This is a genomic window from Arenibacterium halophilum (assembly GCF_005938225.1).
GTDB lineage: Bacteria > Pseudomonadota > Alphaproteobacteria > Rhodobacterales > Rhodobacteraceae > Arenibacterium > Arenibacterium halophilum.
Genome location: NZ_VCPC01000002.1, coordinates 651,926 through 677,963 on the forward strand (window position 1 = coordinate 651,926; position 26,038 = coordinate 677,963).

Below are 26,038 nucleotides of genomic sequence, written 5' to 3' on the forward strand. Positions count from 1 at the left end.
GGAATGAACATGAAAAAATACATCGCCATCGCTCTTATCGCTGCCGGAACCGCGGCCTTTGCCCATAGTGGCGTGAAGGACCCTGATGTGATGAACCGCATGATGGGCATGTCGGAGCTGGCCAAGCAGATGAAGGCCATCGGCAGCATGGCCAAAGGTCAGACCACTTTCGACCCGGAGGCCCTTAACGCAGCGTTGGGCAAGATCTCCGAGGAGGCGGGCTATATCCCGTCACTCTTCGAAAACAAGGCGCTCGATCCGAAATCCGAGGCCCTGCCGGTGATCTGGGACAACTTCGACACATTCACGGCGCGCGCGACGGACCTCGAAGAGATTTCGGGCGGGCTGGTCGGCACCATCCAGACTTCGACCGACCTCGGACCGGCGATGCAGCAGATCGGGAAAGCCTGCAGTGCGTGCCACGCGGACTTCCGCGCGAAATGAGGCTGGTGACAGCTCTGTTCGCCTGCGCTGCAACGGTGGCGCAGGCTGAACACCGGCTTACGGATCGAGATATTGACGCCGGTGCCGCTCTCTATGCCGAGGCTTGCGCGTCCTGTCATGGTGCCGATCTCGAAGGTCAGCCCGACTGGCGCACGCCCGGAGAGGACGGCATCCTGCCCGCACCTCCGCATGATGTGACCGGCCACACCTGGCACCACGACACGCCGCTCCTTCTGGAATACACGCTGAAGGGTGGCCAGGCCGCGATGGAGGCCCGGGGTGTCACAGGGTTCAAGAGCGGGATGCCTGCCTTCGAGGGGACGCTAACCGAAGACGAGGCGCTCGATATCCTCGCCTTCATCCGGTCGACCTGGCCCGAGCGGGCGCAGGAGGTGCAGAGCCAGCAAACACATGCGTCGCAATGAGGGGCTACAACGACGCAGCCCCTCTGATATGTCTCATTCGCTCATGATCTCGGTCACGGTCAGCTTGCCTTTCACGCGATCGGCCGTGAACTCGACCTCCTGACCTTCGGACAGGCCTTCGAGCATCGCGGGGTCGGCGACTTCGAAGACCATTGTCATTGCGTCCATCTCGAGGTTGGCCAGCGGGCCGTGGTCAATGGTCAGGCGGTTCCACTGGGTGTCGATCTTGGTAATCGTGCCCATGCTCATCTCCATGTCGCCGTGATCGCCGGAATGGGTGCCCTCTGCGACGGCGGTGGTGGCGAAGAGAGCGAAAGCAAGGGTCATCAGGGTTTTCATACGGGGTGTCCTTTCAAGACAAGAGTGGACGCGACCGGACAGGCCGGGCGCCGGGGGGAAATCAGCCGCGACGCACATGATCGCGGGGAGAGATGATGGTGTCGGGGCGGTCGTTGCGGGCCTCCTCGGGAAGTTCGCCGGTCCATTCCCAGGCTTCGGTGCCCGGCGGGTTTTCATACCAGCCGGGATCAGAGTAATCGCCGGGCGCGATACCTTCGCGGACCTTCACGACAGAGAACATGCCGCCCATCTCAAGCGGGCCGTAGGGGCCCCAGCCGGTCATCATCGGAATCGTGTTGTCGGGCAGCTCCATCGACATTTCGCCCATGTCGGCCATGCCGGCGGTGCCCATGGGCATGTAGCCGCGCGTTTCCTTCCGGATCATGCCGGTCAGCTTTCGCTTGTCGGCCCCGATGAATGTGGGCAGGTCATGGCCCATGGCGTTCATAGTGTGGTGCGACTTGTGGCAGTGGATGGCCCAGTCGCCTTCGTGCACTGCGTCGAATTCATAGGCGCGCATGGCGCCGACGGGAATGTCGATGGACACCTCGGGCCAGCGGGCCGACTCTGGCACCCAGCCACCGTCGGTGCAGGTGACCTCGAAGTCATAGCCGTGCATGTGGATGGGGTGGTTCGTCATCGTCAGGTTGCCGCAGCGAACCCTGACGCGATCCCCCTTGTTGACGACCAGCGGGTCGATGTCCGGGAAGATCCGGCTGTTCCAGGTCCACATGTTGAAGTTGGTCATCTCGGCCACGCGCGGGATGTAGGTGCCCGGGTCGATGTCGTAGGCCGCGAGCAGGAAGGCGAAATCCCGATCCACCGGCATGTAGGCCGGATCGCGCGGGTGCACGATGAAAAGGCCCATCATCCCCATGGCCATCTGCACCATCTCATCCGCGTGCGGGTGATACATGAAGGTCCCGGACTTGGTCAGGTCGAATTCATAGACGAAGGTTTTGCCCGGCGGGATCGCCGGGTGCGACAGGCCGCCGACACCATCCATCCCCGAGGGCAGGATCAGCCCGTGCCAATGCACGGAGGTGTGTTCGGGCAGGCGGTTGGTGACGTAGATGCGCACCCGCTCTCCCTCCACCGCCTCGATGGTCGGGCCGGTGGACTGGCCGTTGTAGCCCCAGAGCCGCGCCATCATGCCGTTGGCCATGATCCTTTCGACCGGCTCGGCAACCAGGTGGAACTCCTTCACATTGCCGTTCATGCGCCAGGGCAGCGACCAGCCGTTCAGGGTGACGACCGGGTTGTAGTCCGGTCCGTTGGACGGGCGCGGCGGAACCTGCGTGTTCGGGCTGTCATAGCTGGCGGCTTCAGGAAGGTCCCGGAACCGGGTCTGGGCCTGAGCGGCCGAGGCCATGGCAAGGCCGGCCCCGCCGGCAAGAAGTTGTCTGCGGTTCATTCTACACCTCCTGTCGCACCACCCCAGATGGCGGCGGTCATGGCTGCCTCGGCGTGCCAGTAGTCGGCCTTTGCCTCGGCATAGCTGAGTTCGGCTTCAAGGCCCTCGCGGGCGTCGGTGATCAGCTCAAACGTCGAGGTGAGCATGCCGTTGTACGACTTCAGCGCCTCCTCATCTATCGTGCGGCGCAGCGGCAGCACCTCGTCGCGCCAGTGTCGGGCGATGTTGTATTTGCCGGTAACGGCAGCATGGGCCGAACGCGCCTCGGACCGGGCGTTCACCGCCGCCTGCGCCAGTTCGTTCGCCGCGCGCATGTAGACCAGCTCTCCACGGCGGTTGATCAACTTTCCGGTATCATAGAGCGGGATCTCGAAGCTCGCCTCAAGAACGCGCGAGGTCTCCGTCTCGCGTCCCGTGGGCGTGTTTGACCGCTCGACCTCGGCGCCCGCGGTGATCTCTATATCCGAGAGCATCCGCGTCTGACCTTCCAGCCGGTATTCCTGCGCGATGGATGTCAGCTCAAGTCGTCCAATGGCGAGGTCGGTGCGGTGCTCGAGCGCCAGCTTCTCGATATCCGACCGGCCCGGTCGGCGACCGGGCAGACCTGGCAGGCGATCCGGAACATAGAAGTCGATATCCGCACCCCAAAGCCCCATGAGCCGGGTCAGCCTCTCCTTCGCCAACTGCGCCTCCAGCCGGGCATCGGCGCGTTCGGCGGCGAGTTCGGCAGTAAACACATGCTCCCGCGCCTGATCGGCCCGGTTCATTGCCCCGGTGCGCCCCAGTTCGGCGGCAAGTTCCGATGCGGCATCAGCCGTGCCCTGCGCCCGCCCGATCAGCGCGGCGGCCTCGAAGGCCGCGACCGCGTCGATCCACGCCTGACGCGTCTCGGTCGCCAGCGCGATGGTCGCCCCGAGGGCGGCGAACTGCGCTTGCTGGAACTTTGTCTGCGCAATCGCCCGGCGGGGCTTCACGGTCGCCGCATCGAGGATCGCGCCCGTCACCACCGCCTCGAGCGAGCGGGCCAGCCCGACCTCGCCGATGCCCGAGATGGTGACGCCGAACGACGGCACCGGGCCAAGCGCGACCTCCCAGAGATCCGCCGCCGAGAGGCCCAGATCGGCATAGGCGGCCTGGAGACCGCGGTTGTTCATCAGCGCCACCTGCACGGCCGTGTCGGGTCCGATGGTCTTGCGGTGCACCAGGGCGCGGGCCCGGGCCTCGTTCGCGGCCAGTTCGGCAGCCGATTGCGCCCAGACGCCCGATGCGCCGGTGGCCTGTTTTGCCCCGCTGGACACCAGCGGGAACCCCGCGCCGGGGGCCGAGGCCCGGCCGACCAGCCCTGCATCCGCGCAGGCCGCAAGGGCCAGCGGCAGAAGTGCCGCTGCCATCTTGAGGGGTCTTTTCATGACGACCCTCCCGGCGCCTGCGCGTCGTTCAGCTGGCGCCAGTCACCCGGCGCCTCGATGGCCCGTGAGGTATGCGTGACAGCGGGCCCGGTCGGGGCGGCGCGTGCGGTCATTGGATCAGCGGCCCGCGTGAGCGGGTCGGCTAGAGGGGGCTCGAACGGCTGAGTGCAGCCCACAAGCGCCAGCGGCACGGCGGCCGCCAAAAGGAACTTCATGATGGGTCTCCGGAAGGGATCGGCAGAGCGGGCGCCGGAAAGCGCCCTACGACAGCTCGATCACGCCTTCGGAGGTCGTCGCAGCCCGTTCGGGCGCGCCAGTTCGGTCAGGTCGGACGATGACAGGTCATGCGGCGCACTCGATGCGATCCGGCCACTGCCCAGCACCATGGGCATCACCGTCAGCTCAGCCACGCAGGCGTGGTCACAGCATTTAGGGGCCGAGTCCGTCGAGGCTTCATCCGAAGTCGCGACCAGCTCATGTATGCCTTGGTCCGCTCCATGGTGGGAATGATCCATTGCGGCAGTCGCAGGCTGGTGCGCGGCGTGACCCATGGTAAGATTTGCCCGCTGTTCGCACAGCATGGTGCCGGACATGGCCATGACGGCGACCGGAGCGATCACCATCATCAGCCCGGTCAACGCCAGGAACAGTGCGAGCAGGTATTTCGTCATTGTGATCGCATCATCTTATAGGCTGGCCACCGTGACAAGTCACAAGCGCATCAGCTTGGCACGTTCCGGCACTACGACCAGAAACACCACTTTGAACGCCCTTTCTACTGATCGGATAAACAGCCCTTCTTGCTCAATGCAGCTAACGACCGTTTTCCGCCCATTCTGTTGAAAAGCATTTGCTCGCGACCGCGGTACTGGTTCGCTTGATGCGGCCTTTGGCTGCGTTTTTCGTCAGGCTTTCCAAGGTTGCTGTGGAGGGGTTATGACCACTCTTGCGGTGCCTGGTTTGGCAGCGGCCATGATCCGGAGGCGGCGAGTCGATCCAGGCATTTTGGCCGTACCGGTGTGACCGCAACCGGAGATAAGAACGATCATCAAAACCGAAGAGACGTTCCTGTTCGGACCAGTCTAGGGGAATTGTTATGCTGACCAAACGCTTCAGGGTTAGATCGGCCGGTTGGTAGCCCTTGAGCATTGCGGATTGTATCTTCGGGGACAGAAAGGCGAGCTGAGCACGGGTTCTGATATAGGACCCGAGAAGTTTCTCCTTCCTAGCAATGTCGGATACCTGGGTGCTGGATTTGAGCTGACGGGCCCAGCCATAGACGCGGATCAGCATAGCGCGGAGGACCGCACCGGACGTGGTTCGGAAGATGCTGCTGGCCGGTGTGGCTATCGACGCCCTGGTCGCGGGCGGGGCTGGCAGCAGCCCTGTTGGCTCGATGCCTTGGTGAGCGAATGTGAAGCGCGGGCGCAGCTTGAGCGGGCGCTTGGCGAAGTTTCCGGTTGGCGAGCCGACTAGGCAGTACGGTCTCCGTCTCCGGGATAACAGTCCCCTCGGCCTGCGCCTGAGCTGACAGGGACACCTGGGGACATTCTTTCATTATCTCCCTAGTGGAAAATACCGTTTACCAATCGGCAAAAGCAGCCAATGGCACAATACTCTCACTTGGTCTGGCATTTACGCCATCTCGCTGCATATTGCGAGAATCTATAAGCTTTTTCCTCGCTGAACACGCGCCAGCCTCCGATTCTATCGCAATGCCAAATCGTGTTTGCAACAGTCTCAATACGACTTGGACACCTACAGCCCCGTACACCTAAGTAAGCAAAGGGAGACAGGCGGTGAAGTACTTGATGATGGTGACATCCGCATTTTCGGCATCGGCACGAGAGCGTGTCGTCTGCACAATCGCGCAGGAGGTCGGGAAAACGTCTCCCATGATTTCGGGAGGCCAGTGCGAAGAGCGGATGTCATCCGCGTCAACGTTCAAGATCGCCATCAGCTTTATGAACCCTTCTCGGGGTCGGGGACGACCTTTATCGCGGCGCAGTCCTGCCAACGGGTCTGCCATGCCATGGAACTGGACCCGGCCTATGTCGATGTGGCGGTGCTGCGATGGCAGGCCTTTACCGAGCAAGTGGCGACGATCGAGGGGGCCGGGATGACATTCGACGAGGTGGCGCGCGAGCGGGGACGGCGCGGGGAGGCAAACTCCCACGCCCGCGAAATTGGCATGGGGGGTATCCGCGGCGTCCCCCCAACAAAACATGGCAAACTGCCACGTCCTTACGCGACCAACCCGGGGCCTGAGGTGAGTTGATGCGCGGACGCAAACCCAAACCCACGGCGCTGAAACTGATCGAGGGCAACCCCGGCAAGCGCCCGATCAACGGCCACGAGCCGAAGCCGTCGGCAGCGCGGCCGACCTGTCCTTCACATCTGTCGCCCACGGCCAAGGCGGAATGGAAGCGTCTCGCCGGGGGGCTGCACCGGATCGGCTTGCTCACGCAGGCGGATCGTACTGCGCTCGCGGCTTACTGCCAGGCCTATGGCAAATGGGTGGAGGCGGAGAAGAAGCTGGCCGGGACACCGACGCTGCTGAAGATGCCCTCGGGGTACATTCAGCTCTCGCCTTGGGTGACGATCAGCAACCAACATATGGAGTTGATGGCGAAGTACATGGTCGAACTGGGCCTGACACCCTCTTCTCGCTCGCGGATGAGGCATACTCACCCGCCGCGGTGGGCAGTGGCACGTGTCCAACGTAAGGAACCTCGTGGCGCGAATTGATCGGCTTGATGTTGAAAGCCAGCGAAGTCGGTAAGGTTGCGAACCGCCAATGCCTTGCTTGGAATGAATGCGGAGTTAGCAGAGGAAAGCAGCGGTCGGAGCTTGAGTTGACAGGCATTTTTGACCTTGAGCGCAATTTGACCTTTGGTCAGCACATCTAGCTGACCCGCGCCACCGCTCTCTCAGATTGCTGTCAATTCGGTGCCGCATCAAATGCAACCGCTCCGTCCTTGCAGAGTCCGGTTCGCATTCGTCTGATTGCATCAAGCTGCATGATGGCATTTCCGCCGAATCTGACAATCACCGCTTGAAATTTGTCACCGATTGTAGCGGAACCGGAGGGATCACTCGCGCCCAAGAAAAATATCCAAGTCTGTGATTGACACTGTCTATGTAGTCGCGTCTCCTGGAGTGCGGGGGCGGGTCGATCATTGCGTTTCGCCATATTTTTTGATGCGAAATCCAAGGATTTGTCCATGACATATATTTCCACCAAGTCCATGCGCAATGCACTGGCTCAGAATGAAATCGATAGTACCAGTAAAGCCGTAGCCGCTGCCGGCATATCTACCATGCTTAACAGCTACGTCACTACTCTTGATATTCTTATGGATAGGGCATTGGAAGACATGCCCAAAAACCCAGGGAGATTTCTTCAGGCGACACTCCCGGCAAAGGTTATGTCAGGCGTCTTCAATCTGGGCACCGCGTTCTTAGATAATCAATTCGAAGGCAGCGACCGGCGGATGATTGACAGTATTGTGGACGTCGCTGTTGGGGCTGGAGTTGGTGCGTTGGCGGGCGCGGTAGCTCCTTATGCGGTAGCCGCGCTTGCCGGAGCCGGTGTAACAGTTGGGAGCCCGGTCTTGGCCGCGATCCTCCTTGGTACGGTCATTACCATTGGTGTGGATGAAAGCGAGCTACTTGATCCAGTTAAAGATAAAATTGGCGATTTCATCGAAGGTTCGGGGCCTGTAATCAAAGAAGCGTGGGATGCAACGGCCGCAGCAATAGGAGATGCAGCAGATTCCATTACAGATTGGGGCGAGCAAAGGCTGAAAGACTTGGCAGAAGCCATAGATAAGGCTCCTGCAAAAGCCGCTGAGCTGATTGACGACTTTAAGAAGGGGTATGAGGCCGCCAAGAAAAAGCTGGCAGATGCGGCCGATGATGCCGTGCGTGACCTTGGGCTTGGACAGGATCTGGATGACCTCGTCGGTAAGGTGAAAGAAAAACTGAAGGATCTCTCTGACGCGCTGCCCAAGAATCCGGATGAGGCGCTGGAGAAGCTGGGCGAGGGCCTGAAAAAACTGGGCGATGCGGTGGGAGACGCCACCGGGAAGGTGGGCGATTGGCTAGAGGGCTTGCGCGATTGGTTCGAGCAGGCCATCGAGGATTCGATCCCGCGGCTGCGCGATCCCATCGTGCTTGACCTGAATGGTGATGGCGTTCAACTCGTCAGCCGCGCGGACGCAAATGTCCGGTTCGATTTCGATAACGACGGGTTTGCCGAGTCATCGGGCTGGCTGTCAGCACAGGATGGGTTCTTGGCCGCAGACTGGAATGGCGACGGTAATATCAACAACGTGACCGAGTTGTTTGGCGACGAATTCACCTCTGGTTTCGACGCCATGGCCGCTTTGGATACGAATGGCGACTCCGTTCTGGATGCGAATGATGCCCAATGGCGAAAATTGCGCGTCTGGCAGGATGCCAACAGCAATGGGCAGACTGACTCTGGGGAATTGCTGCGCCTGTCGGCTTTTGATATCGCCAGTATTGATCTGAATTTTACAACGGTCAATTTCAATGCCGGAGCAAATCTGATTTCTGAGAAGGGTGTCTATACAACGGATAACGGCAAAAGTTTCGAAATTGCCGATGTCTGGTTCGACTTTGACAATGTCAATAGTCGCAGTTTGAGTGTGGGTAGCGTTTCGGATAGTATCAAAGCGTTGCCCAACCTGCGAGGCTATGGCGACATAGCCGATCTGCATGTGGCAATGGAAACCGATGCGGCTTTGGCGCGTCGCGTCAAAAAACTGATGGAGATCACTCCCGATCAGATCATCGAAGCCAGCGGCCTGATCGAGGAAATCGTGTTCCGGTGGCTTGGCACCTTCAACGAAGACCGCAATGGCCGTGGCGAGAATTTTGACGGGCGGGTTCTTGCGACGCTGGAGGTGATCACGGGCACACCGTTTGATGTGAACGGTGTAACCAATCCCCCGGCCGAGGCCGTTGCTGCGCTGACGGGCGCGTGGCAGTCGGTTGTAAATTCAGCTGCGGCGAGGCTTTTGTTGCAGGGGCCGTTTGCCGGGGTTCTGTCCGGTCTGACCTATTCGGTTGAGACCGATACGCTCTACATGGTCGGCTCTGCCGAAACGATGCTGGCCGATTTCGCCGCAATAGCACCGGACGGCGACGGTGCAGATCAGATCGCATTTTTTGCAACGGTTTTGAGCCTTGTCGAGTCCGTAGGCGCAGACAACGGGTTCGATCTGGAAAATCCCGAGTTTGTTGCCTTGCGCGAGGTTCTACTGGAACCTCTGGGCTTGGTCGGGAATACCTTTGTCGATCTTGCGACAGAGGTCAGGATCCTAGGTGGTGCCGCGCCAGTGGTCGAGACGCACAATATCCGCGGGACGAGCGTTTACGGCGAATTTAACGATGACATCACCTTGACCGGCACGAACGAAAAGGCGGTGTTCGGAAATGGTGGCGACGACAGGATATACGCCGGGACCGCGGGTGCATCGGTGATGAATGGCGGCGAGGGCGACGACACGTTGCGTGGCGGCCGATACAACGACTGGCTCGATGGCGGCGCCGGGCACGACTTGTTGCTGGGCGGGTCGGGCAATGACACCTATGTTGTGGATTCGGCTTCAGATGTGATTATCGAGACGCTCTACGGTGGCATTGATACGGTGAGGGCGCATATCAACTTTTCGCTGGATTGGTCTCTCGAGAACCTGACTTTGCTGGGCGCCGCCAATCTAAGCGGGAAGGGCAACGACAACGGCAACCGTATCATTGGCAATGCGGGGAACAACGATCTGTATGGGTATGCCGGACGAGACTATCTGGATGGTGGTCTTGGGGCCGATACCATGACGGGAGGGAGCGATGACGATTCATATGTGGTCGACAGTCAGGGAGACCAAGTCGTTGAGCGCCGGAACGGTGGCACCGATCACGTCTATGCGTCGATCACCTTCACCCTTGGGCGCAATCTGGAAAATCTGACGCTGACGGGCGAAAGCGACCTGAATGCAACGGGCAATCGCTACAACAATTCGATTTATGGGAACGATGGGGATAATCGCCTGGATGGCGGGGCCGGCGGCTATGATCGGCTGTACGGCGGATTAGGCGATGATGTCTACATTCTGCGAAGCGGAGGAACCGCATCTGATGTTGCAGATGGTGGACATGATATCGTGAGGGCGTTTTTTTCGACCAGTCTTGGTGCCTACATTGAAGACCTCATTCTTGTCGGAGGTGACGCTATTGACGGTACCGGAAACGAGTTTTCCAACAAGATAACTGGTAATGGTTCGGCGAACCGCTTGGATGGGAGAGTGGGCGCTGATACCATGATTGGCGGCGGCGGAGACGACGTCTACGTCGTCGACGATTCAGGCGACAGCGTAGTGGAGCTTGACGGCGAAGGCCGCGATGAAGTTTTCAGCAGCATTTCAATCTCGATGTTCGCGAACACAGAAGTCCTTACGCTGACGGGCTATGAGGCGATCAATGCGACCGGTTCGCGGTCCGCTGACGAGATAAATGGTAACTCTTACGACAACACGATTTCAGGCAATCGGGGCAGCGACATCCTTCGCGGAAATTCCGGATTCGACTCGCTGGTCGGCGGGACCGGGAGCGACAGCCTTTTTGGCGGCAATGATGATGATGTGTTGAAGGGGGGAAATGGTAACGATCTTCTGGATGGCGGAACCGGTGCCGACAGGATGGTCGGCGGCGGCGGAAACGATACCTATGTCGTGGACAACCTCAAAGACCGGATTGTCGAACGCAAAGGCGTCGATACGGTCAACGCGATGATTGATTTCACCCTTGGGAAGGGGGTTGAAAACCTCGTCCTTCTTGAAACAAGCAATGCCCGTGCCGGAGTAGGCAATGGCGGTCGCAACGATCTGACGGGAAACCGCTACGATAACGTTCTGGACGGAAAAGTCGGGGCCGACACCATGAGCGGGCTCGCGGGTAACGATTTCTATTATGTGGACAATGCCGGTGACGTGGTTGTCGAACATGAAAATGCCGGAACCGATACGGTAATCGCATCGGTTGACTACGCGCTTGGCGAAAACGTCGAGCACCTTACGCTGACCGGTGAAGCCCACATTGACGGAACTGGCAACGCGGCTTCGAATGTCATTTATGGGAATGGTGGTCGTAACACGCTGACCGGCAATGACGGTAACGACACACTGGATGGAGGCCTTTTGGCCGACCGCATGATAGGAGGCACGGGGAACGACACATACTACGTCGATCACGGCAAAGATGTTGTGATCGAAAAGCTCGGCGAAGGCACGGATACAGTCTACTCCGGTGTCAACTTTAAAATGGAAGATGTGATCGAAGTTCTGCACCTGACCGGGAGCGGAAATCTGCGTGGATACGGTGGAGCATTTGACAGCACGATACACGGAAATGACGGGAATAACCGGCTGGATGGCGGTTCGGGTGGGCGAAATACTTTGCACGGTGGTAGCGGGAATGATACCTACGTCGCCCGCACTGCGGCGACCTACGGATATGAAAACGCTGATGCTGGCATTGACGAATGGATCACATATTTCTCGACCACGCTTGGTGCAAATTTTGAACGCCTCCGCCTGCAGGGCGACGAAAACCTGGATGGCACTGGGAATGCGCTCGACAACCGAATTCAAGGTAACTCGGGCGATAATACGCTGAACGGTGCTGCAGGTGCTGACCGTATGATCGGTCGCGCGGGCGATGACACCTACGTTGTAGATAACATCGGCGATGTCATAGTCGAAAAGAGCAATCAAGGTGTTGACTTGGTGCGTTCGTCTGTGTCGTTCGTTCTAGGTGCAAACATCGAAGATCTTGAACTGACTGGAAATGGCGCGATCGACGGAACAGGCAACTCTGAAGACAACGTTCTCCTTGGCACTGGCGCAGCGAACAGACTGACCGGTGGCAATGGTAGTGATTCACTGCGCGGTTATGCGGGTAATGATGCGCTGAACGGCGGAAATGGTGCCGATATACTTGATGGCGGAGTGGGTGATGACACCATGGCAGGCGGTAGTGGAAACGATATCTACTACGTGGACTCATCAGGCGATGAAGTGGTCGAATTAGCCGGAGAAGGCACAGACGAGGTGATTTCCACAGTCAGCTATCTGCTGGACGCCAATGTTGAAATTCTAAGATTGAGCGGAAATGGAACTTTGGACGCTGGTGGCAATGCTTTGGACAATACGATCTGGGGCAACGGCGCGAATAATGTGCTTGACGGGAAAGCCGGTGCCGACCTTCTTATCGGCGGTGGTGGGAATGACATATACCTCGTAGACAATATACGTGATGTGGTGATCGAGCTCTATGGCGAAGGTCTGGACGAAATTCGGTCTACGGTCAATTTCTCGCTTGACGAAGAAATCGAAAGGCTGACGCTGTTCGGCTCGAAATCCGTCGATGGAACCGGAAACCGCCTTGCAAACACGTTAACTGGTAATTCGGCCGCAAATACTCTCAGAGGTATGGGCGGAGACGACATTCTGAATGGGGAAGCGGGGGCTGACACCCTGATCGGAGGATTGGGCCGTGACACGCTGGATGGTGGGTTGGGCCACGATACATTCGTTTTTGAAACGGCACAAGACAGCGCCAACGGGTATTACGACGCGGATTGGATCAATAACTTCAGCGTGCTGGGCTCCGATAAGATCGACCTTTCCTTGATTGACGGAGATGTGTCGGTTGCCGGTGTGCAAGAGCTTGCATTTATCGAGGATCGTGCTTTCTCGAGTGCGGGGCAAATCCGTTTCGAGGCAAACGGATCGAGTGCTACTTCGATTCTGATTAACCTCGACGCTGATATCAATACGATCGAAATGCGGATAAACCTAGACCGCGTCTATTCACTTACGGCTCAAGATTTCATTTTGTAGTAGGTCGGATAAGCAAGTTTCACGGTCTTGTCAGAAGAAACGAAGTTGAAAGAGGCAGATGGGCCGTAGGCTCTCCCAATGGCCAGACGCTCCCCATTTCACTACTCCAAAGTGATCTGAGACCCGACTCTCCTCCGGTTTCCGGGAGAGTCCGCAGGTTGATGTCTGGGCCTATGCGGCGCGCATTGCCAGCCCCTTCTTTGCCACGAACTCGGCAGGCGTGATGTTCCCCAGTTCCGAGTGAGGGCGGTGGTATTTGTAGTCGTGCTGCCATATCCGGATCTGTTCGCGGGCATCGGTCAGAGACGAGAACAGCGTTTCGTTGAGAAACTCATCCCGGAAACGCCCGTTGAAGCTTTCGACGAAGCCATTCTGCATGGGCTTTCCTGGAGCGATGTTGTGCCATTCGACGCCTTTGCGCTGGCACCAGCTCAGGACAGTCATCGAGGTCAGTTCCGGTCCATTGTCCGAAACCACCATTGCAGGCTGGCCGCGGCGCAAAATCAACGCATCGAGCTCGCGCACGACGCGCAGGCCAAAGAGCGACGTGTCCGCCACCAGCGCCAGGCACTCCCGGCTGTAGTCGTCGACCACGGCCAGAACCCGGAACCGGCGGCCATCCGTCAGCGCATCACTGACGAAGTCGAGCCTCCAGCGCTGGTTGGGGGCATCCGGCACCAGCATCGGCCTGCGCGTTCCCAGGACCCGCTTCCGGCCGCCGCAGCGGCACACTTGGAGGGTCGTCGGGGAAACGTTCCCCCGGACCGCTTCCTGATCCTCCTCCATCCTCGCGGTAGAGCCGCCTGAGCTTCTTCAGGTTCATCCATTGCCGGGCAGGCGGTTTGGCAAAGCCAAATCTGCTGAGAAGGACGATCCCCTGCCGTTCCAGCATCACATGGATGCGCCGATAGCCAAACCGCCGCCGCTCGGCTGCCACTGCCTTCATCGCAGTCCTCGCCTCAGCATCATCCTGTTGCAGGCTGCGATAGCGCACGCTCGACCGATCCACCGCCAGGGCCCGGCACGCCCGACGCTGGCTCACCCCGTGGACCGCCACGACATGTGCCACCGCTTCCCGCTTCACGGATGCGTCCATTGTCCTCGGACCAATGGCGGAAATGGCCGCATCGCTACCACTTTCGCGAGGCGACATCCTTCAAAATCGCATTGTCCAGCATCGTTTTCGCCAGCAGCTTCTTCAGCTTCGAGTTCTCGTCCCCGAGCGCCTTTAACCGCCAGGCATCCAACACCTCGAACCCGCCGAACTGCGCCTTGTATTTGTAGAACGTCGCCGCGCTGACCCCGTGCTTGCGGCAGACATCGGCCTTCGCCATGCCCGCCTCCTGCTCCTTCAGCATCCCTACGATCTGGCCCCGATGGGCTTCCGCGGCCCCACTGGGGCCACGGTCCCAGCTCCAATCCGTAAACCTTGAACGCTTCAGTGTCCGTCTCCTGGTTGGAGCGGCCTCTACCTCAAATTGGAGGAAGATACGGGGCTCGGGTCACCGTCAATGCACACATCGGTTCGCGTTCGTCTGACAGCACCTCGACGAGGCCTGTCGCAAGTTCACCGCCCGGGACGGGGCGCGCAATGACAGCGTTCTGATAGCCTAGGCAATCGTACGTGCTCTGGCGGTGAATGCAGCTAAAGTTCAGCATCGCGTCGAACACCTGTTTGCCGAATCGCTGGCGGACACGCATCGGCAGAACAAGGCGTGCGCCGACGAATGGCTGAACACAGCGGCGCACTACAAGATCGAGTGGGAGCAGGTGCTGAACCGACGTATGATTCTTAAAATCAACACTCTGCCGCACCCGCACCGGGTCAAGATCGACATGAATACGGGCGCTGCATGTATCGAGGCCGCGGCATGTATCTTGCCTCATTCGGCGCCCGATAGCCGCCACCGAGCTTCGGGACCTGCGGCGTGCGCCAGGAATAGGAAAATTTCTGGATCGTCGGTGAACGCCTTCATTTTTTCCGGTTAAATCCGAGGCGCGCCGCGTGGTCGCGTGGGTTTACCACACGTGTTGGCACTCGACTTTGGCTCGTCATAGACAGATGCTTCAGTCGCATCGATAACTGGTGACCAATCCGGAGCGAGACCTTGACCGCGGACCTTGAAGTTTTTCTGCTTGGCGATCTGCGCGTGGTCTCTTCAGGCAATGAAATGGTGCTGCCCGCGTCACGCAAGGCACGCGCCTTGCTGGGCTTTCTGGTTGCGACAGGTCGGCCGCATCGGCGCGAACGGCTGTGCGACCTGCTCTGGGATCTTCCCAGCGATCCGAGGGCGGCGCTGCGTTGGGCGATGACAAAGCTGCGCAAGGTGGTCGATACGCCGGGCCGGTCGCGGATCGCGGCCGATCGCGAAAGGGTGGCTTTCGTCAAGGATTGCGTTCGGGTGGATACGCATCAGATTTACGCAAGGCTCGCAGAAGCCGGGGGAGGGGTGCCGTTTGCGGATCTCGAGGTGATGGCCGGCCAGTTGGAGGGCGTATTTCTTGACGGGCTCGACAATGCTGGCGACGACGACTTTGCCGCCTGGCTGATGGCCGAGCGGGAGGATGCCCGCCTTGCCCGACTCGACGTGTTGCGTCGGCTTGCTGCGCACCCCGATGCCGGGCCAGCGGCTGACAAGTGGCGCAAGTTGTGGCGCGCGGCTGATCCTTCCGCCAACATGGTTGACGATTCCGCTGCGCCGTCCAATCGGACCCAGAACAAACCCGCCGGGCGGCCTGACCATGCGGCGCGGGCGCGCAGGAATGCCCTGAAATCGCAACGCATCGGTTTCTGCGAGGCCGAAGACGGCGCCAAGATCGCCTTTGCCTCGGTCGGGGACGGACCGCCGCTGCTGAAGGCGGCGAACTGGCTCAACCATCTGGAGTTCGACTGGGCCAGCCCGATCTGGGGCCGCAGTTTCGCCGAGCTTGCCCGCTTTCGCAGCTTCATCCGTTACGACGAACGCGGCTGTGGCCTGTCGGACTGGGATGTCGCCGACCTTGGGTTCGATGCCTTCGTGTCGGACCTCGAAGCGGTGGCGGACAAGCTGGGTCTTGAGCGTTTCCCCCTGCTTGGCATTTCGCAAGGCTGTGCAGTGTCCATCGAATACGCCGTGCGCCACCCCGAGCGTGTTTCGGGCCTGATCCTGTTCGGAGGCTATGCCGCCGGTTGGCGCCATCTGGCCAGCCCCGAGGAACAGGCGCGGCGCGAGGCGGTTCTGACGCTGACCAAACTGGGCTGGGGCACCGACAACCCGGCCTATCGGCACATCTTTTCGAAAACCTTCATGCCCGACGCCGGACCCGAGGTGCTTGACTGGTTCGACGACTTCCAGCGTCAGACCGCATCGCCCGACAATGCGGCACGGTTTCAGGACGCGTTCGGCCACATCGACGTGCGCGACCGGCTGGCGCAGGTGCGCGTGCCGACGCTGGTTCTGCACTCGCGCCACGATCAGCGCATCCCTCTGGACATGGGACGCGCCATCGCCTCGGCCATTCCCGACGCGCAATTCGTCGTGCTGGAAAGCAAGAACCACATTCTGCTTGACCACGAACCGGCGTGGCGCAAGGCCTACCTGGCCATCGGCCGGTTTCTTGCCGAACACGGCATCTGACGCCTCAACCGGCGCCGCACCCGTTCCGAACCTGAACCAGTCCGCTGCCAAACAGGCGATCCGGTCCCGGCGCGCCCAGGTCGCGGGCACGGCTTGCGAGCCAGTCGCGTGCCGCAGCGGCAGACCCCAGCCGGGCTGCCATGGGATCGGCGGCGAGCAAGGCCGTGACGAAGGGCGCGGCCACCGAGGTGCCCGACAGATACACGCCACCGTCGCGCGGCACGAAAACGTCCACGCCCGGCGCAGCGATGTCGACATGCCCGCCTTCCGGCGCCTCCGCGTATAGCGCGAGGGCGGCGTCAAGCGCGGTCACCCCGATTGTCTGGCGGAAGGCGGCGGGATAGCGCGGCGGGCCGTCCCGGCCGGTATTGCCCACCGCCGCCACGACGATCAGACCGCGCCGTTCGGCCGCTTGAACTGCGCGGTCAAGTATCTTGTTGTACGGTCCGGCCAAGCTGACATTGACGATCCCGACGCCGCTGTCCTGCATCCAGTCGAGCGCGCGCACCAGCGTATCGACCCCGGCCGCAGGGGCGCCGCCCTCGGTTCGTCCGATCACCGCCGCATGATACAGACGTGCCCCGGTCAGCCGCCCCGGTCCGGCGATGAGCTGGGCGATGGCGGTGCCGTGGGCGGTATCTCTGCCAGCGGCGACGAACTGACGCCGCACGATATCGACGCCGGCAAGGCCCATCGCCTTGGGATCGATGTCGGTATCAAGGGTCCCAATCGGGACTTGCGCGGCGCAGCCCGCCTCTGGCCAGCCGATCAGCGCATTTGCGTATTCGCGGCCCTTGGGCAATGACGCGGCAACTGGCGCGCTATAGGCGTGATTGACGCCAGCAGTCGCGCCCGGCTCGATCGTTTCGATCTGCCGGATCGCCTCCGCGCCACTGACGTCGGGCGGCAGGCGGAACACCAGCATTTCCTGCCCCAGTCCTTCCAGCGTTTCGCGGCTTAGCAGATCGAAGGTCGCGACACTTGTCAGGCGGTCGGCGCTGGCGGCGCTGTCGGTCAGCACGACGAGGCTTGTGGTATCGTAGAGGGTGCCTGCGTCCGCGGCGATGACCTCGGCGGGTGGCGGATCAAGCACGACACCCTGCGCAAGGGCAGGACAGGCGAGAAGAGCGAAGAATGCGGCAAGCCGGATCACGGTGCTGATCCTTTCCTGTTGAGGATGCGTTCCGCCGGAAAATTTTTCCCGACGATTGAACCGTTGCACCAACTGGCGCGACGAAGAAAGACAGGCAGGCCGGACGCGGCCCGCCACAAGACCACAGAGGAGCCCCAGCCATGGCACAAAATACGGATTTCCCAGGCGACGACGACCTGCTTGACCATATCGCCGGACGCGCCGCGCCCGAGGTTTCCGCCCGGATCGAGGCGGCCGCCGAACACGATCCGCATCTTGCCGCCGACATCGCCCTGATGCGCGGGGCCAAGGCGGCGCTGGCCGATGCGACCACAGAGTCTCCGCCGGGCGCGCTTGGCTGGGCGCGGCTCGAACGTTCGATTGACCGCACCTCGTTTCCGGCGCGCTGGCCTGCCTGGCAGGTGGCCGCGGCCAGCGCGGTTGCGGCTGTCCTGCTGTGGCAATTCGCTGTCGTGCCGGCCTTTGTTGCCGGATCGGGCGGCGGCTACGTCACCGCGACAGGCACCGTAAAAGGCGTATCCGCAACCGTCGCCTTTGCGCCGGGCGCGACCGAGGCGCAGGTCCGCGCGGTATTGCTCGCCGCTGGCGCCACGATGACCGGCGGGCCGAGTGCGCTGGGGCTGTGGACGCTCGGGTTCGCAGACGAGGCCGCGCGCGATGCGGCGTTGGTGCGGATGCGATCCGCCACGGGCGTGGTGGAAAGCATTCAGGGCAACTGACCGTTGGTCGCCAGTAACTGACACAAGGGTATGCGACGACGCCCAAGGGCCTTGCCGTCGCCCCCTTGGGGAGGGGCGACACGACCTGCAAAACGGGAAGGTCAAATTGCTGCGTCCCGCGTCAGGCAGTGCATCAGCAGTTTCTTCGCGTGGTGAATCCGCGTCTTGATGGTGCCGACGGGCACACCTTCGACCGTGGCCGCCTCGGGGTAGGACAGATCTTCGAAAAACGTCAACCGGACTGCGGCCTGCTGCGCCGGGGTCAGCTTGCCGATGCAGGCGCGCAGGCGCTCGGCGTCCGACGCGGCCTCAATCACAGCAAGGGGCGAGGGCGCCTCGTCGGGGATGGTGTCGTCGGGAAGGTCGCGCAGCGTAGTGCGGCGGCTTCGGCGCAGGCGATCCACGGCCTTGTTGCGCGCGATCCCATATAGCCAGGTCCTGGGCGCGGAGGCCCCGCGAAAGCGGACTGCGTTGCGCCAGACCTCAAGAAACGTCTCTTGCAGGATATCCGACGCCTCGATGGCATCGCCGATGCGGAGACGGATAAAGCGGTGCAGCCCGGCTTGGTGGCGGTCGTAAAACGCCCTCATCGCCGTTCTGTCTCCGCGCCCGATGCGGTCGATAAGGTCAACATCGCCGTCCCGCAGGGGTCCGTCTTGCACGTGAGAGTCGCGCGGATGTGGGCCGGGTGCCGCCCGCTCCGCGAATTCGGGATTGGTCACGACCCTCAACGAAACCGTCGAAGCGGACGACGGCCCGTCGATGGGTCTGGTCTGTCGCCGGGTCACAGGCCTGTCCCTCCCTCTTCGCTGTCGGTTCAATAACCGGACAGGGCACGGGCGCAGGCGCCGTGCGACATCGATAACTCATCCCGTTTCGCGCGCGCGCGTTGACGCCAGCGTTGTCACCAGCGTTGTAATTTGCGCATTTGGCCGTTGTTTTCGTCGCTCACGTCCAATGCAAAAAAATGTTCCGCTGAAATTGAACCGTTGCGCCTGTCCAACCGACCCATCTGCAATCCGGCCGATCTGGCTGGGCATTTTTTGCAAAGGCAGAGGACAATCCAATGGCTGACCAGAACGGAACTGCAGGCGACGACATCCTGAACGGCACGGACGAGACCGACCGCATCAAGGGACTCGGGGGCAACGACACGATCAACGGCCTTGGCGGCAACGACCGGCTGGAAGGCGGTGACGGCAACGACATTCTGGATGGCGGCGCAGGTGTCGACGTCATCATCGGCGGCGACGGAGACGACACCATCCTTGGCACCGGCTTCGTCGACGGCGAGACGTTTCAGGGCAACGGCGGCACCGATTTCCTTGATCTGTCCGGCGAAGACCGCGACGTCGAGGTCCGCCTGAACTCCAGCAACCAGCGCCTGCTGGCCGATGGCGTGACCGTGGTGTTGCAGAGTATCGAGGGCGTGGCGACCGGCGATGGCGACGATATCGTGCGGGGGACTGACGGCGCCAACCTGATCCGCACAGGCGGCGGCAACGACTTCGTGAACGCCGGGAATGGCATCGACGATGTTGATCTGGGCGCTGGCAATGACACCGTTCAGGATGGCGGTAATGGCGCCGATACCTACACCGGCGGGAGCGGGCGCGATACGCTCGACTACTCGCAGTCGGTCGATGGCATTTCGATCACACGCGACATCGGCGGTGCGGTAATCGTGACAGGAGGCCGGGCGGCCGGTGACATTTTTACGGGGTTCGAGATCATTCGCGGCTCGAACAGCGCCGACACCATCGAGATGGTCAATGGTCTTGACACGGTCGAAGGCCTGGGCGGGAACGACGTGTTCATCGCCGGGGCGGCGGCCGCAACCTTTGACGGCGGCAGCGGCACCGATGCGGTCGACTATATCGCGGCCACCGGGGGCGTGGTCGCCGATCTGAGCGATCAGTCCAACAACAGCGGTTTTGCCGCGGGTGACACCTATGTGTCGATCGAAGAGCTCCGGGGCTCGCTTTTCGACGACACGCTTGCAGGCTCTGCGGGCAATGACCGGCTTTTCGGCAAGGAAGGCGACGATCTGCTGATCGGCGGCGCCGGGGCCGACCGTCTGGATGGGGGCGACGGCATCGACACCGTGGACTATTCCGCCTCCGCAACGGGCGTCACGGTCAAACTGAACACGAACTCTGGCAGCGGCGGCGATGCGCAGGGCGACGTCATCGTCGACGTCGAGAATGTCATCGGGTCCGCGCATGACGACGCGATCACGGGCAACAACGCAGACAACCTGATCGAAACCGGCGCAGGGGATGACATTGTCAACGCCTTGGGCGGCAATGACATCATCCGCACCGGCGCGGGCGACGACGTGATCCGGGCCTCGGCCGGGGCCGACCTGATCGACGGTGGCGCCGGGTTCGACGAGCTTGATTATTCCAATGCGGGCGCGGCGCTGTTCATCGGTCGCGAAGGCCCGGTCCGTGGCGGACTTGCGGACGGCGACACCTTCCGCAACATCGAACAGATCACCGGCACCGGCGCAGGCGACGTCATGGCGTTGCAGGAGGGTGTCGAGGTACTGTCCGGCCGCAACGGCAACGACCATCTGACCGCCTTCGGGGGCACTTTCGAGCTGGTTGGCGGTGGCGACAGCGACACGCTCGAGCTTGTTCTGGGTGAAGCGGCCGCAACGCGCGCCACCTTCAATGGCGGGTCGGGCACCGACACCCTGCTGATCTCGGGCCAGGCGGGCGCCGAGGACTTCCGCGACGACACGTTGTCCGGCCTCGACCGGCTGGCCTTCAGCACCGGACTTGGCCAGGATTACGATGTGACGTTTCTCGGCACGCAGTGGGGCTTTGGCAACGTCCGTAGCAACACGCCGTTCCGTGGCAGCGAAGCGATCACCATCAGGATCGACATGGGCGATCGCACCAGCCTCAACCTCGACAACACCTCGCTGACCGGCATGGTCGCTGGAACCGACCGTTTCGTGATCACCGGCGATGCCGATGACGAGGCGGTGAACGGCACCGCTCTGAACGATCAGATCGCGCTGGGCGACGGGGACGACACGATCCGGGGGCGTGCGGGCGATGACGTTCTCGACGGCGGCAACGGCAATGATTTTCTGCAAGGCGACCGTGGCAACGATATCATCTTCGGTGGCGATGGTGACGATACCATCTCTGGTGGTGACGGCGACGATGTGATCTCGGGCGGCGATGGCGCTGACCGGATCAACGGTGATGGCGGCAACGACATCATCGACTATTCCGCCTCGGACGCGGCGGTGATCGTGAACCTCGACGCCCGCAGCGCGACCGGAGGCCACGCATCGGGCGACGTTCTGTCGGGCATCGACGGCATCACCGGCAGCGACTTCGACGATGTGCTGACGGGCCAGGGAGCCGGCAACCAGATCAACGGGGGCCGGGGCAACGACGTGATCGACGGCCTTGGCGGCGATGACGTGCTCGACGGCGGGGGCAACAACGACACCGTGAACGGCGGTTCGGGCAATGACATTCTCCGGGGCGGGTTTGGCCGCGACATCCTTTCGGGCGGAGCCGGGGCGGACCTTATCGACGGTGGAAACGGACGCGATCTGGCCAGCTACGAGACATCTAACGCAGCAGTTCGGATCGACCTGAGCGGCCAGGAACGCGCCTTTGGTGGCGACGCCACGGGCGACCTGCTTGTCAATATCGAGGACGCACTTGGTTCGCGCTTTGGCGATACGATTGCCGGGTCCGCCGTGGCCAACGTCCTGAGCGGTGGCGAGGGCAACGACATCTTGATGGGTCGGGCCGGACACGACACCCTGAATGGCGACGAAGGCGATGATGATCTGATCGGCGGCGCGGGCAACGACCAGCTCGATGGTGGCGCAGGTCTGGACCGGGCGATTTTTTCGGGCGCCTTCGCCGAGTTTACCGTCACCGTGAATGCGGATGACAGCGTGACTGTCGTCGGACAGGGAACCGATACCCTGCGCGAAATCGAGACTCTTGTGTTCGACGACCAAACGGTTGCCGTTTCCAGCCTCCCGCGCGTTATCGTCGCCGACAGCGCCGACAATGTCCTGATCGGCGGCGACGGCGATGACCTGCTTGACGGCGGAGGCGGCGCAGACGTTGTCCGAGGCGGCGATGGCGACGATCAGGTGTCGGGCGGCAAGGGGGCCGACATCGTCGGCGGCGGGACCGGAGATGACATCCTCTTCGGCGGTCCGGGCCTCGACACCTTTGTCTTTGGAGAGGGGTTCGACCGCGATATCATTCGCGACTATCGCCAAGGGCGCGACAGCATCGAATTGGACCTCGGGTTGTTTGACGAATTGGGGTTCACGCCATCCGGTCAGGAGGTCGTCGACATATTTGGCACGCTGAACAGCACGGGTAAGGCGTTGACCTTCGATTTCGGCGATGGCGATAGCCTTAAGGTTCGCGATAAGTTCGGCATCGACCTGACGACCTTTGGGGATGATCTCTTCCTGGTCTGAGGTCGCCCGAGCGATGTGGGCCCACCGTTGCCCGATCTGTCGCGGCGGTGGGGCAGCAGCGTAAAGCGGCTGTTCGGGTTGCGTCTCTTTGGCTTGGAAGCGTAGCCTTCGGTCTTCATGCATGCATCCATGCTCGGGTTCTGCGCAACCCGAGCCTTCGAGTTGGCACTGTCAGAAGAACCTGGCGTGAGCCGGAGCAGTGTGTTGGCCAGTGTCCTTTCACGTAAAGGCGCTCTCCTTTCATATACTTCAAGACAAGCTCCAAGATCATTCGCCTTGCGGTGATGAAATTGGCGAGGTTTCCCGCTCCCCTCCGCGACGTGGAGCATATGCATCACGCGCGGCGCGGCGATATCGGTCACGAAACCATCGGAAAATGGTGGCACAGGTTCGGTTCAATATTCGCCTTGGAAATCCGAAAACGGCGGAGCGAGGAGATACAATCAAGTCCATGGCGTTGGCACGGTCGGCCTGAGGCGGTCGTCACGGACAGACTCTGCTCGTAAGGCGCTGCTTTGCGTGATATCGGAGCAGCTGATCGCCAGAAAACGGGCCGGTGGGTGAACAAACGCGCTGAGACCTCAACCTGCCATTCCGACGACGTAATCGGGCGAAGCTCCGCTTTCGGAGGTTGCAAAGTCTTCAGAAATTCGCCTCCGTCCACGCCTCGAATTACAACCTGTTCAACGCGAAGCGCAGCCTCTCCTCGCAAGCCAGTTTCAGGAACAAACCCCGCCGCCGCTCTCGCCGAGTTGCGCGGCCTCTGCCCGACAAAAAGGGCCGCCATTCTGCGTTTGCCGAAATCGGTTCGCATTCGTCTGACAGCACCGTTTGTCAGCACCCGACTGGTCGCCGAGCGCTAACCCTCCGCCGCCGCTATGCCAAAGCGCTGGCGGTAGGCAGCAGGGGCGGTTCCAACGAGCTTGTGAAAGATCTTTCGAAAGGCCGCAGGGTCGGAATAGCCGACATCCCAGGCGATCCGATCAACTGGATCGATCGTACGCTCAAGGCACTCGCGCGCCTTGGCAATGCGAACCTGCTGGAGGTAGGTGTTCGGGCGATGCCCGGTGGCGGCGGTAAAACGGCGCAGGAAGGTTCGCTCTGTCAGCCCGGCCACGGCGTGAAGATCGGCCTGCTGAAGCGGTTCGGAGAGATGCGCGTGCAGGTGGTGCTGGGCCCGGCGGATGGCGACGTCACCGTGGTCGAAACGTGGCACAAAGGCCGCGAAGGGCCGCTGGCTGGAACGGGGCGGGTCGATCAGCAGAAAGCGCGCCGTGGCGAGCATTGTGGCCGGTCCGAGGAAACGCTCGACCAGGGTGAGGCCGAGGTCGGTCCACGCAAGGATGCCACCCGCGGTCACGATATCGCCGTCGTCCAGAACCATCCTGTCGTCGGCGACATGGATATCCGGAAAGCGGCGCGCGAGCTGTTCGGCGAAGGCCCAGTGTGTGGTGGCGCGACGTCCGTTCATCAGCCCGGTTTCGGCCAGCACGAAGGCCCCCGCACAGACCGACCCCAGCACGGTGCCCTCGCTGTGGCGCGCCCGCAACCAGTCGGCGGCGGCGGGATAGGGTTCCATTTTCTCGGGCATCACCAAACTGGGCGGCGCGATGGCGTGGCTGAGGCGGTGCGGCCGGCCCGGGTGGCTATCCCATGTGCAGGCCACCTCCTTGTCGGTGGACTGCCAGTGCGACACCCGGATCACCCGCCCGTCCGCCCATTCACCGGCAATGCGGAAGAGGTCGGTCATGCCGTAGATCGCCGAGAGCTGGCAGTCGGGGTAGATCAGCAAGCCGATTTCAGCCACGGGGGCTGCAGCGCGAGACATATTTTGGTTCACCTTCATGATTGCGGTTTGTCCAACTTTGCGCGAGTTGATTTATCCTGAAAATCGCAATTCCACATCTCTTTTTGTCCTCCTTATCGGAATGACGGTTAGGTCGTAGCTTCCATTCATAATCTGAACGGAGTGAAACCCACACGCACCTGACAAAGCGACCGGCGGGGCCGCCACCGCCGACCAGGCATCAATTGAACTGGGCCATGTCGCCCATGGGGGCGCGGTTGTTAGCATCGTCAGTTTTGCCTCGAAGGATGTCAATTTCGCCACGTCCCTTGATGCCGCGACCCATCTATCTCTGTCCACATCGAAACCGAAAGGACTGGCAATGACACCCGATCTTACACGGCGGGAAATTCTCAAGGGCGCAACGGCTGCGGCCGCGCTCTTCACCTTGCCGACCTCCATCCTGGCTCAAATCGAAGGACACCTCACGATGGCTACGATCACCACCCGCGACGGCACCGAAATCTTCTACAAGGACTGGGGCCCGAAGGACGCCCAGCCTGTGGTCTTCCACCACGGCTGGCCGCTCTCCGGAGACGACTGGGACAACCAGATGCTGTTCTTTCTCGGCGAGGGCTACCGCGTCATTGCCCATGACCGCCGCGGCCACGGTCGCTCCGAGCAGGTCTCGGACGGTCACGACATGGACCATTACGCTGCCGACGTTGCAGACTTGGCCCGCGCACTCGACCTGCGCGATGCCATCCATATCGGCCACTCCACCGGCGGCGGCGAGGTGGCGCGCTACGTCGCCATTTCCGAGCCTGGACGGGTGGCCAAGGCTGCGCTGCTGGGCGCGGTACCTCCGATCATGGTGGCCTCCGAGACCAACCCCGACGGCGTGCCGCCGGAGGTTTTCGATGGCTTCCGCGCCGCCCTGGCCGCCAACCGCGCCCAGTTCTTTCTCGATGTGCCCTCCGGCCCCTTCTACGGATTCAACCGCGAGGGTGCCGAGGTCAGCGAGGGCCTGATCCGCAACTGGTGGCGGCAGGGCATGAGCGGCGGCGCCAAGGCGCATTACGACGGCATCAGGGCCTTCTCGGAAACCGACTTCACCGAGGACCTGAAGGCCATCACCCAGCCGGTGCTGGTGCTGCACGGCGAGGATGACCAGGTCGTGCCGATCGACAACTCGGCACACAAGGCGATCAAGCTGCTGCGGAACGGCACGCTGAAGACCTATCCGGGCCTGTCGCACGGCTTCTTCGCCACGCACCCCGACCTGATCAACGCCGATCTGTTGGCCTTCGCCCGCAGCTGAGGCCGCGACG

At 61.5% G+C, this 26,038-nt stretch carries 19 protein-coding genes and 2 pseudogenes; 11 read left to right on the forward strand and 10 right to left on the reverse strand.

Annotated features, from left to right (window positions below):
• Positions 1–9: 9 nt before the first annotated feature.
• Both FGK64_RS09900 and FGK64_RS09905 read left to right on the forward strand, forming a co-directional pair.
• Positions 10–444, forward strand: coding sequence for a c-type cytochrome (locus FGK64_RS09900; protein WP_138863641.1), 435 nt, complete (start codon positions 10–12; stop codon positions 442–444).
• A complete protein-coding gene (locus FGK64_RS09905; protein ID WP_138863642.1) occupies positions 441–869 on the forward strand; it encodes a c-type cytochrome in 429 nt (142 codons plus the stop codon). Before FGK64_RS09900 ends, FGK64_RS09905 begins: the two co-directional genes overlap by 4 nt.
• A 33-nt stretch (positions 870–902) precedes the next feature.
• Here FGK64_RS09905 and FGK64_RS09910 read toward each other — a convergent pair whose 3' ends face one another.
• The 6 genes from FGK64_RS09910 to FGK64_RS09935 form a co-directional block, all read right to left on the reverse strand.
• Positions 903–1,208, reverse strand: coding sequence for a copper-binding protein (locus FGK64_RS09910; protein WP_138863643.1), 306 nt, complete (start codon positions 1,206–1,208; stop codon positions 903–905).
• Positions 1,209–1,269: 61 nt separating this feature from the next.
• A complete protein-coding gene (locus tag FGK64_RS09915) occupies positions 1,270–2,622 on the reverse strand; it encodes a multicopper oxidase family protein (RefSeq protein WP_138863644.1) in 1,353 nt (450 codons plus the stop codon).
• Complete coding sequence (locus tag FGK64_RS09920) at positions 2,619–4,031, reverse strand: TolC family protein (protein WP_138863645.1); 1,413 nt, start codon at positions 4,029–4,031, stop codon at positions 2,619–2,621. The genes FGK64_RS09915 and FGK64_RS09920 overlap by 4 nt, the downstream gene beginning before the upstream one ends.
• Complete coding sequence (locus FGK64_RS09925; RefSeq protein ID WP_138863646.1) at positions 4,028–4,246, reverse strand: hypothetical protein; 219 nt, start codon at positions 4,244–4,246, stop codon at positions 4,028–4,030. Before FGK64_RS09925 ends, FGK64_RS09920 begins: the two co-directional genes overlap by 4 nt.
• Before the next feature lie 60 nt (positions 4,247–4,306).
• Complete coding sequence (locus FGK64_RS09930) at positions 4,307–4,702, reverse strand: hypothetical protein (RefSeq protein ID WP_138863647.1); 396 nt, start codon at positions 4,700–4,702, stop codon at positions 4,307–4,309.
• Between the two features lie 142 nt (positions 4,703–4,844).
• Positions 4,845–5,324 (reverse strand): hypothetical protein, encoded by a 480-nt coding sequence (locus tag FGK64_RS09935; RefSeq protein ID WP_138863648.1) that lies wholly within the window; start codon positions 5,322–5,324, stop codon positions 4,845–4,847.
• 457 nt (positions 5,325–5,781) lie between these two features.
• Here FGK64_RS09935 and FGK64_RS22800 point away from each other — a divergent pair, with 457 nt between their 5' ends.
• From FGK64_RS22800 to FGK64_RS22720, 3 genes are all read left to right on the forward strand, one after another.
• The gene (locus tag FGK64_RS22800) at positions 5,782–6,309 is read left to right on the forward strand and encodes a site-specific DNA-methyltransferase (protein WP_210236557.1); all 528 of its coding nucleotides are present in this window, start codon (positions 5,782–5,784) and stop codon (positions 6,307–6,309) included.
• A complete protein-coding gene (locus FGK64_RS09945; RefSeq protein ID WP_138863649.1) occupies positions 6,309–6,779 on the forward strand; it encodes a phage terminase small subunit P27 family in 471 nt (156 codons plus the stop codon). The genes FGK64_RS22800 and FGK64_RS09945 overlap by 1 nt, the downstream gene beginning before the upstream one ends.
• Positions 6,780–7,255: 476 nt before the next feature.
• A complete protein-coding gene (locus tag FGK64_RS22720) occupies positions 7,256–12,958 on the forward strand; it encodes a calcium-binding protein (RefSeq protein WP_138863650.1) in 5,703 nt (1,900 codons plus the stop codon).
• A 171-nt stretch (positions 12,959–13,129) separates the two neighbouring features.
• Here FGK64_RS22720 and FGK64_RS09955 read toward each other — a convergent pair.
• A pseudogene (locus FGK64_RS09955) lies at positions 13,130–14,316 on the reverse strand (IS3 family transposase).
• Positions 14,317–14,593: 277 nt separating this feature from the next.
• Between FGK64_RS09955 and FGK64_RS09960 the strand changes: the two are divergent.
• Both FGK64_RS09960 and FGK64_RS09965 read left to right on the forward strand, forming a co-directional pair.
• Entirely contained in the window at positions 14,594–14,947 is a 354-nt protein-coding gene (locus FGK64_RS09960) for a hypothetical protein (RefSeq protein WP_138863651.1), read from the forward strand.
• Between the two features lie 119 nt (positions 14,948–15,066).
• Positions 15,067–16,575, forward strand: a complete 1,509-nt coding sequence (locus tag FGK64_RS09965; protein WP_246057721.1) for a bifunctional AfsR/SARP family transcriptional regulator/alpha/beta hydrolase — start codon at positions 15,067–15,069, stop codon at positions 16,573–16,575.
• A gap of 4 nt (positions 16,576–16,579) precedes the next feature.
• Here FGK64_RS09965 and FGK64_RS09970 read toward each other — a convergent pair whose 3' ends face one another.
• Positions 16,580–17,728, reverse strand: coding sequence for a S8 family serine peptidase (locus FGK64_RS09970; protein WP_138863652.1), 1,149 nt, complete (start codon positions 17,726–17,728; stop codon positions 16,580–16,582).
• 140 nt (positions 17,729–17,868) lie between these two features.
• Between FGK64_RS09970 and FGK64_RS09975 the strand changes: the two genes are divergently transcribed.
• The gene (locus FGK64_RS09975) at positions 17,869–18,447 is read left to right on the forward strand and encodes a hypothetical protein (RefSeq protein ID WP_138863653.1); all 579 of its coding nucleotides are present in this window, start codon (positions 17,869–17,871) and stop codon (positions 18,445–18,447) included.
• Between the two features lie 101 nt (positions 18,448–18,548).
• On the opposite strand, the gene FGK64_RS09980 is transcribed toward FGK64_RS09975, so the two are convergent.
• Positions 18,549–19,109, reverse strand: coding sequence for an RNA polymerase sigma factor (locus tag FGK64_RS09980; RefSeq protein WP_246057722.1), 561 nt, complete (start codon positions 19,107–19,109; stop codon positions 18,549–18,551).
• A 404-nt stretch (positions 19,110–19,513) separates the two neighbouring features.
• Here FGK64_RS09980 and FGK64_RS09985 point away from each other — a divergent pair, with 404 nt between their 5' ends.
• A complete protein-coding gene (locus FGK64_RS09985; protein ID WP_138863654.1) occupies positions 19,514–22,921 on the forward strand; it encodes a calcium-binding protein in 3,408 nt (1,135 codons plus the stop codon).
• Between the two features lie 242 nt (positions 22,922–23,163).
• Positions 23,164–23,784: pseudogene (locus FGK64_RS22525) on the forward strand (IS6 family transposase).
• Here FGK64_RS22525 and FGK64_RS09995 read toward each other — a convergent pair.
• Positions 23,781–24,749: a GlxA family transcriptional regulator gene (locus FGK64_RS09995; RefSeq protein ID WP_138863655.1), complete on the reverse strand. Its 969-nt coding sequence runs from the start codon at positions 24,747–24,749 to the stop codon at positions 23,781–23,783. The pseudogene FGK64_RS22525 and the gene FGK64_RS09995 overlap by 4 nt on opposite strands.
• 340 nt (positions 24,750–25,089) lie before the next feature.
• Here FGK64_RS09995 and FGK64_RS10000 point away from each other — a divergent pair, with 340 nt between their 5' ends.
• Positions 25,090–26,028 carry an alpha/beta fold hydrolase gene (locus FGK64_RS10000; RefSeq protein ID WP_138863656.1) on the forward strand — a complete coding sequence of 313 codons (939 nt, stop codon included), beginning with the start codon at positions 25,090–25,092 and terminating at the stop codon, positions 26,026–26,028.
• Positions 26,029–26,038 lie beyond the last annotated feature (10 nt).

Bases quoted from the DNA above. Each gene is read 5' to 3' on its own strand.
- FGK64_RS09900 (WP_138863641.1), top strand. From the start codon at position 10: ATGAAAAAATACATCGCCATCGCTCTTATCGCTGCCGGAACCGCGGCC.
- FGK64_RS09905 (WP_138863642.1), top strand. From the start codon at position 441: ATGAGGCTGGTGACAGCTCTGTTCGCCTGCGCTGCAACGGTGGCGCAG.
- FGK64_RS09910 (WP_138863643.1), bottom strand. From the start codon at position 1,208: ATGAAAACCCTGATGACCCTTGCTTTCGCTCTCTTCGCCACCACCGCC.
- FGK64_RS09915 (WP_138863644.1), bottom strand. From the start codon at position 2,622: ATGAACCGCAGACAACTTCTTGCCGGCGGGGCCGGCCTTGCCATGGCC.
- FGK64_RS09920 (WP_138863645.1), bottom strand. From the start codon at position 4,031: ATGAAAAGACCCCTCAAGATGGCAGCGGCACTTCTGCCGCTGGCCCTT.
- FGK64_RS09925 (WP_138863646.1), bottom strand. From the start codon at position 4,246: ATGAAGTTCCTTTTGGCGGCCGCCGTGCCGCTGGCGCTTGTGGGCTGC.
- FGK64_RS09930 (WP_138863647.1), bottom strand. From the start codon at position 4,702: ATGACGAAATACCTGCTCGCACTGTTCCTGGCGTTGACCGGGCTGATG.
- FGK64_RS09935 (WP_138863648.1), bottom strand. From the start codon at position 5,324: ATGCTGATCCGCGTCTATGGCTGGGCCCGTCAGCTCAAATCCAGCACC.
- FGK64_RS09945 (WP_138863649.1), top strand. From the start codon at position 6,309: ATGCGCGGACGCAAACCCAAACCCACGGCGCTGAAACTGATCGAGGGC.
- FGK64_RS22720 (WP_138863650.1), top strand. From the start codon at position 7,256: ATGACATATATTTCCACCAAGTCCATGCGCAATGCACTGGCTCAGAAT.
- FGK64_RS09975 (WP_138863653.1), top strand. From the start codon at position 17,869: ATGGCACAAAATACGGATTTCCCAGGCGACGACGACCTGCTTGACCAT.
- FGK64_RS09985 (WP_138863654.1), top strand. From the start codon at position 19,514: ATGGCTGACCAGAACGGAACTGCAGGCGACGACATCCTGAACGGCACG.
- FGK64_RS09995 (WP_138863655.1), bottom strand. From the start codon at position 24,749: ATGTCTCGCGCTGCAGCCCCCGTGGCTGAAATCGGCTTGCTGATCTAC.
- FGK64_RS10000 (WP_138863656.1), top strand. From the start codon at position 25,090: ATGACACCCGATCTTACACGGCGGGAAATTCTCAAGGGCGCAACGGCT.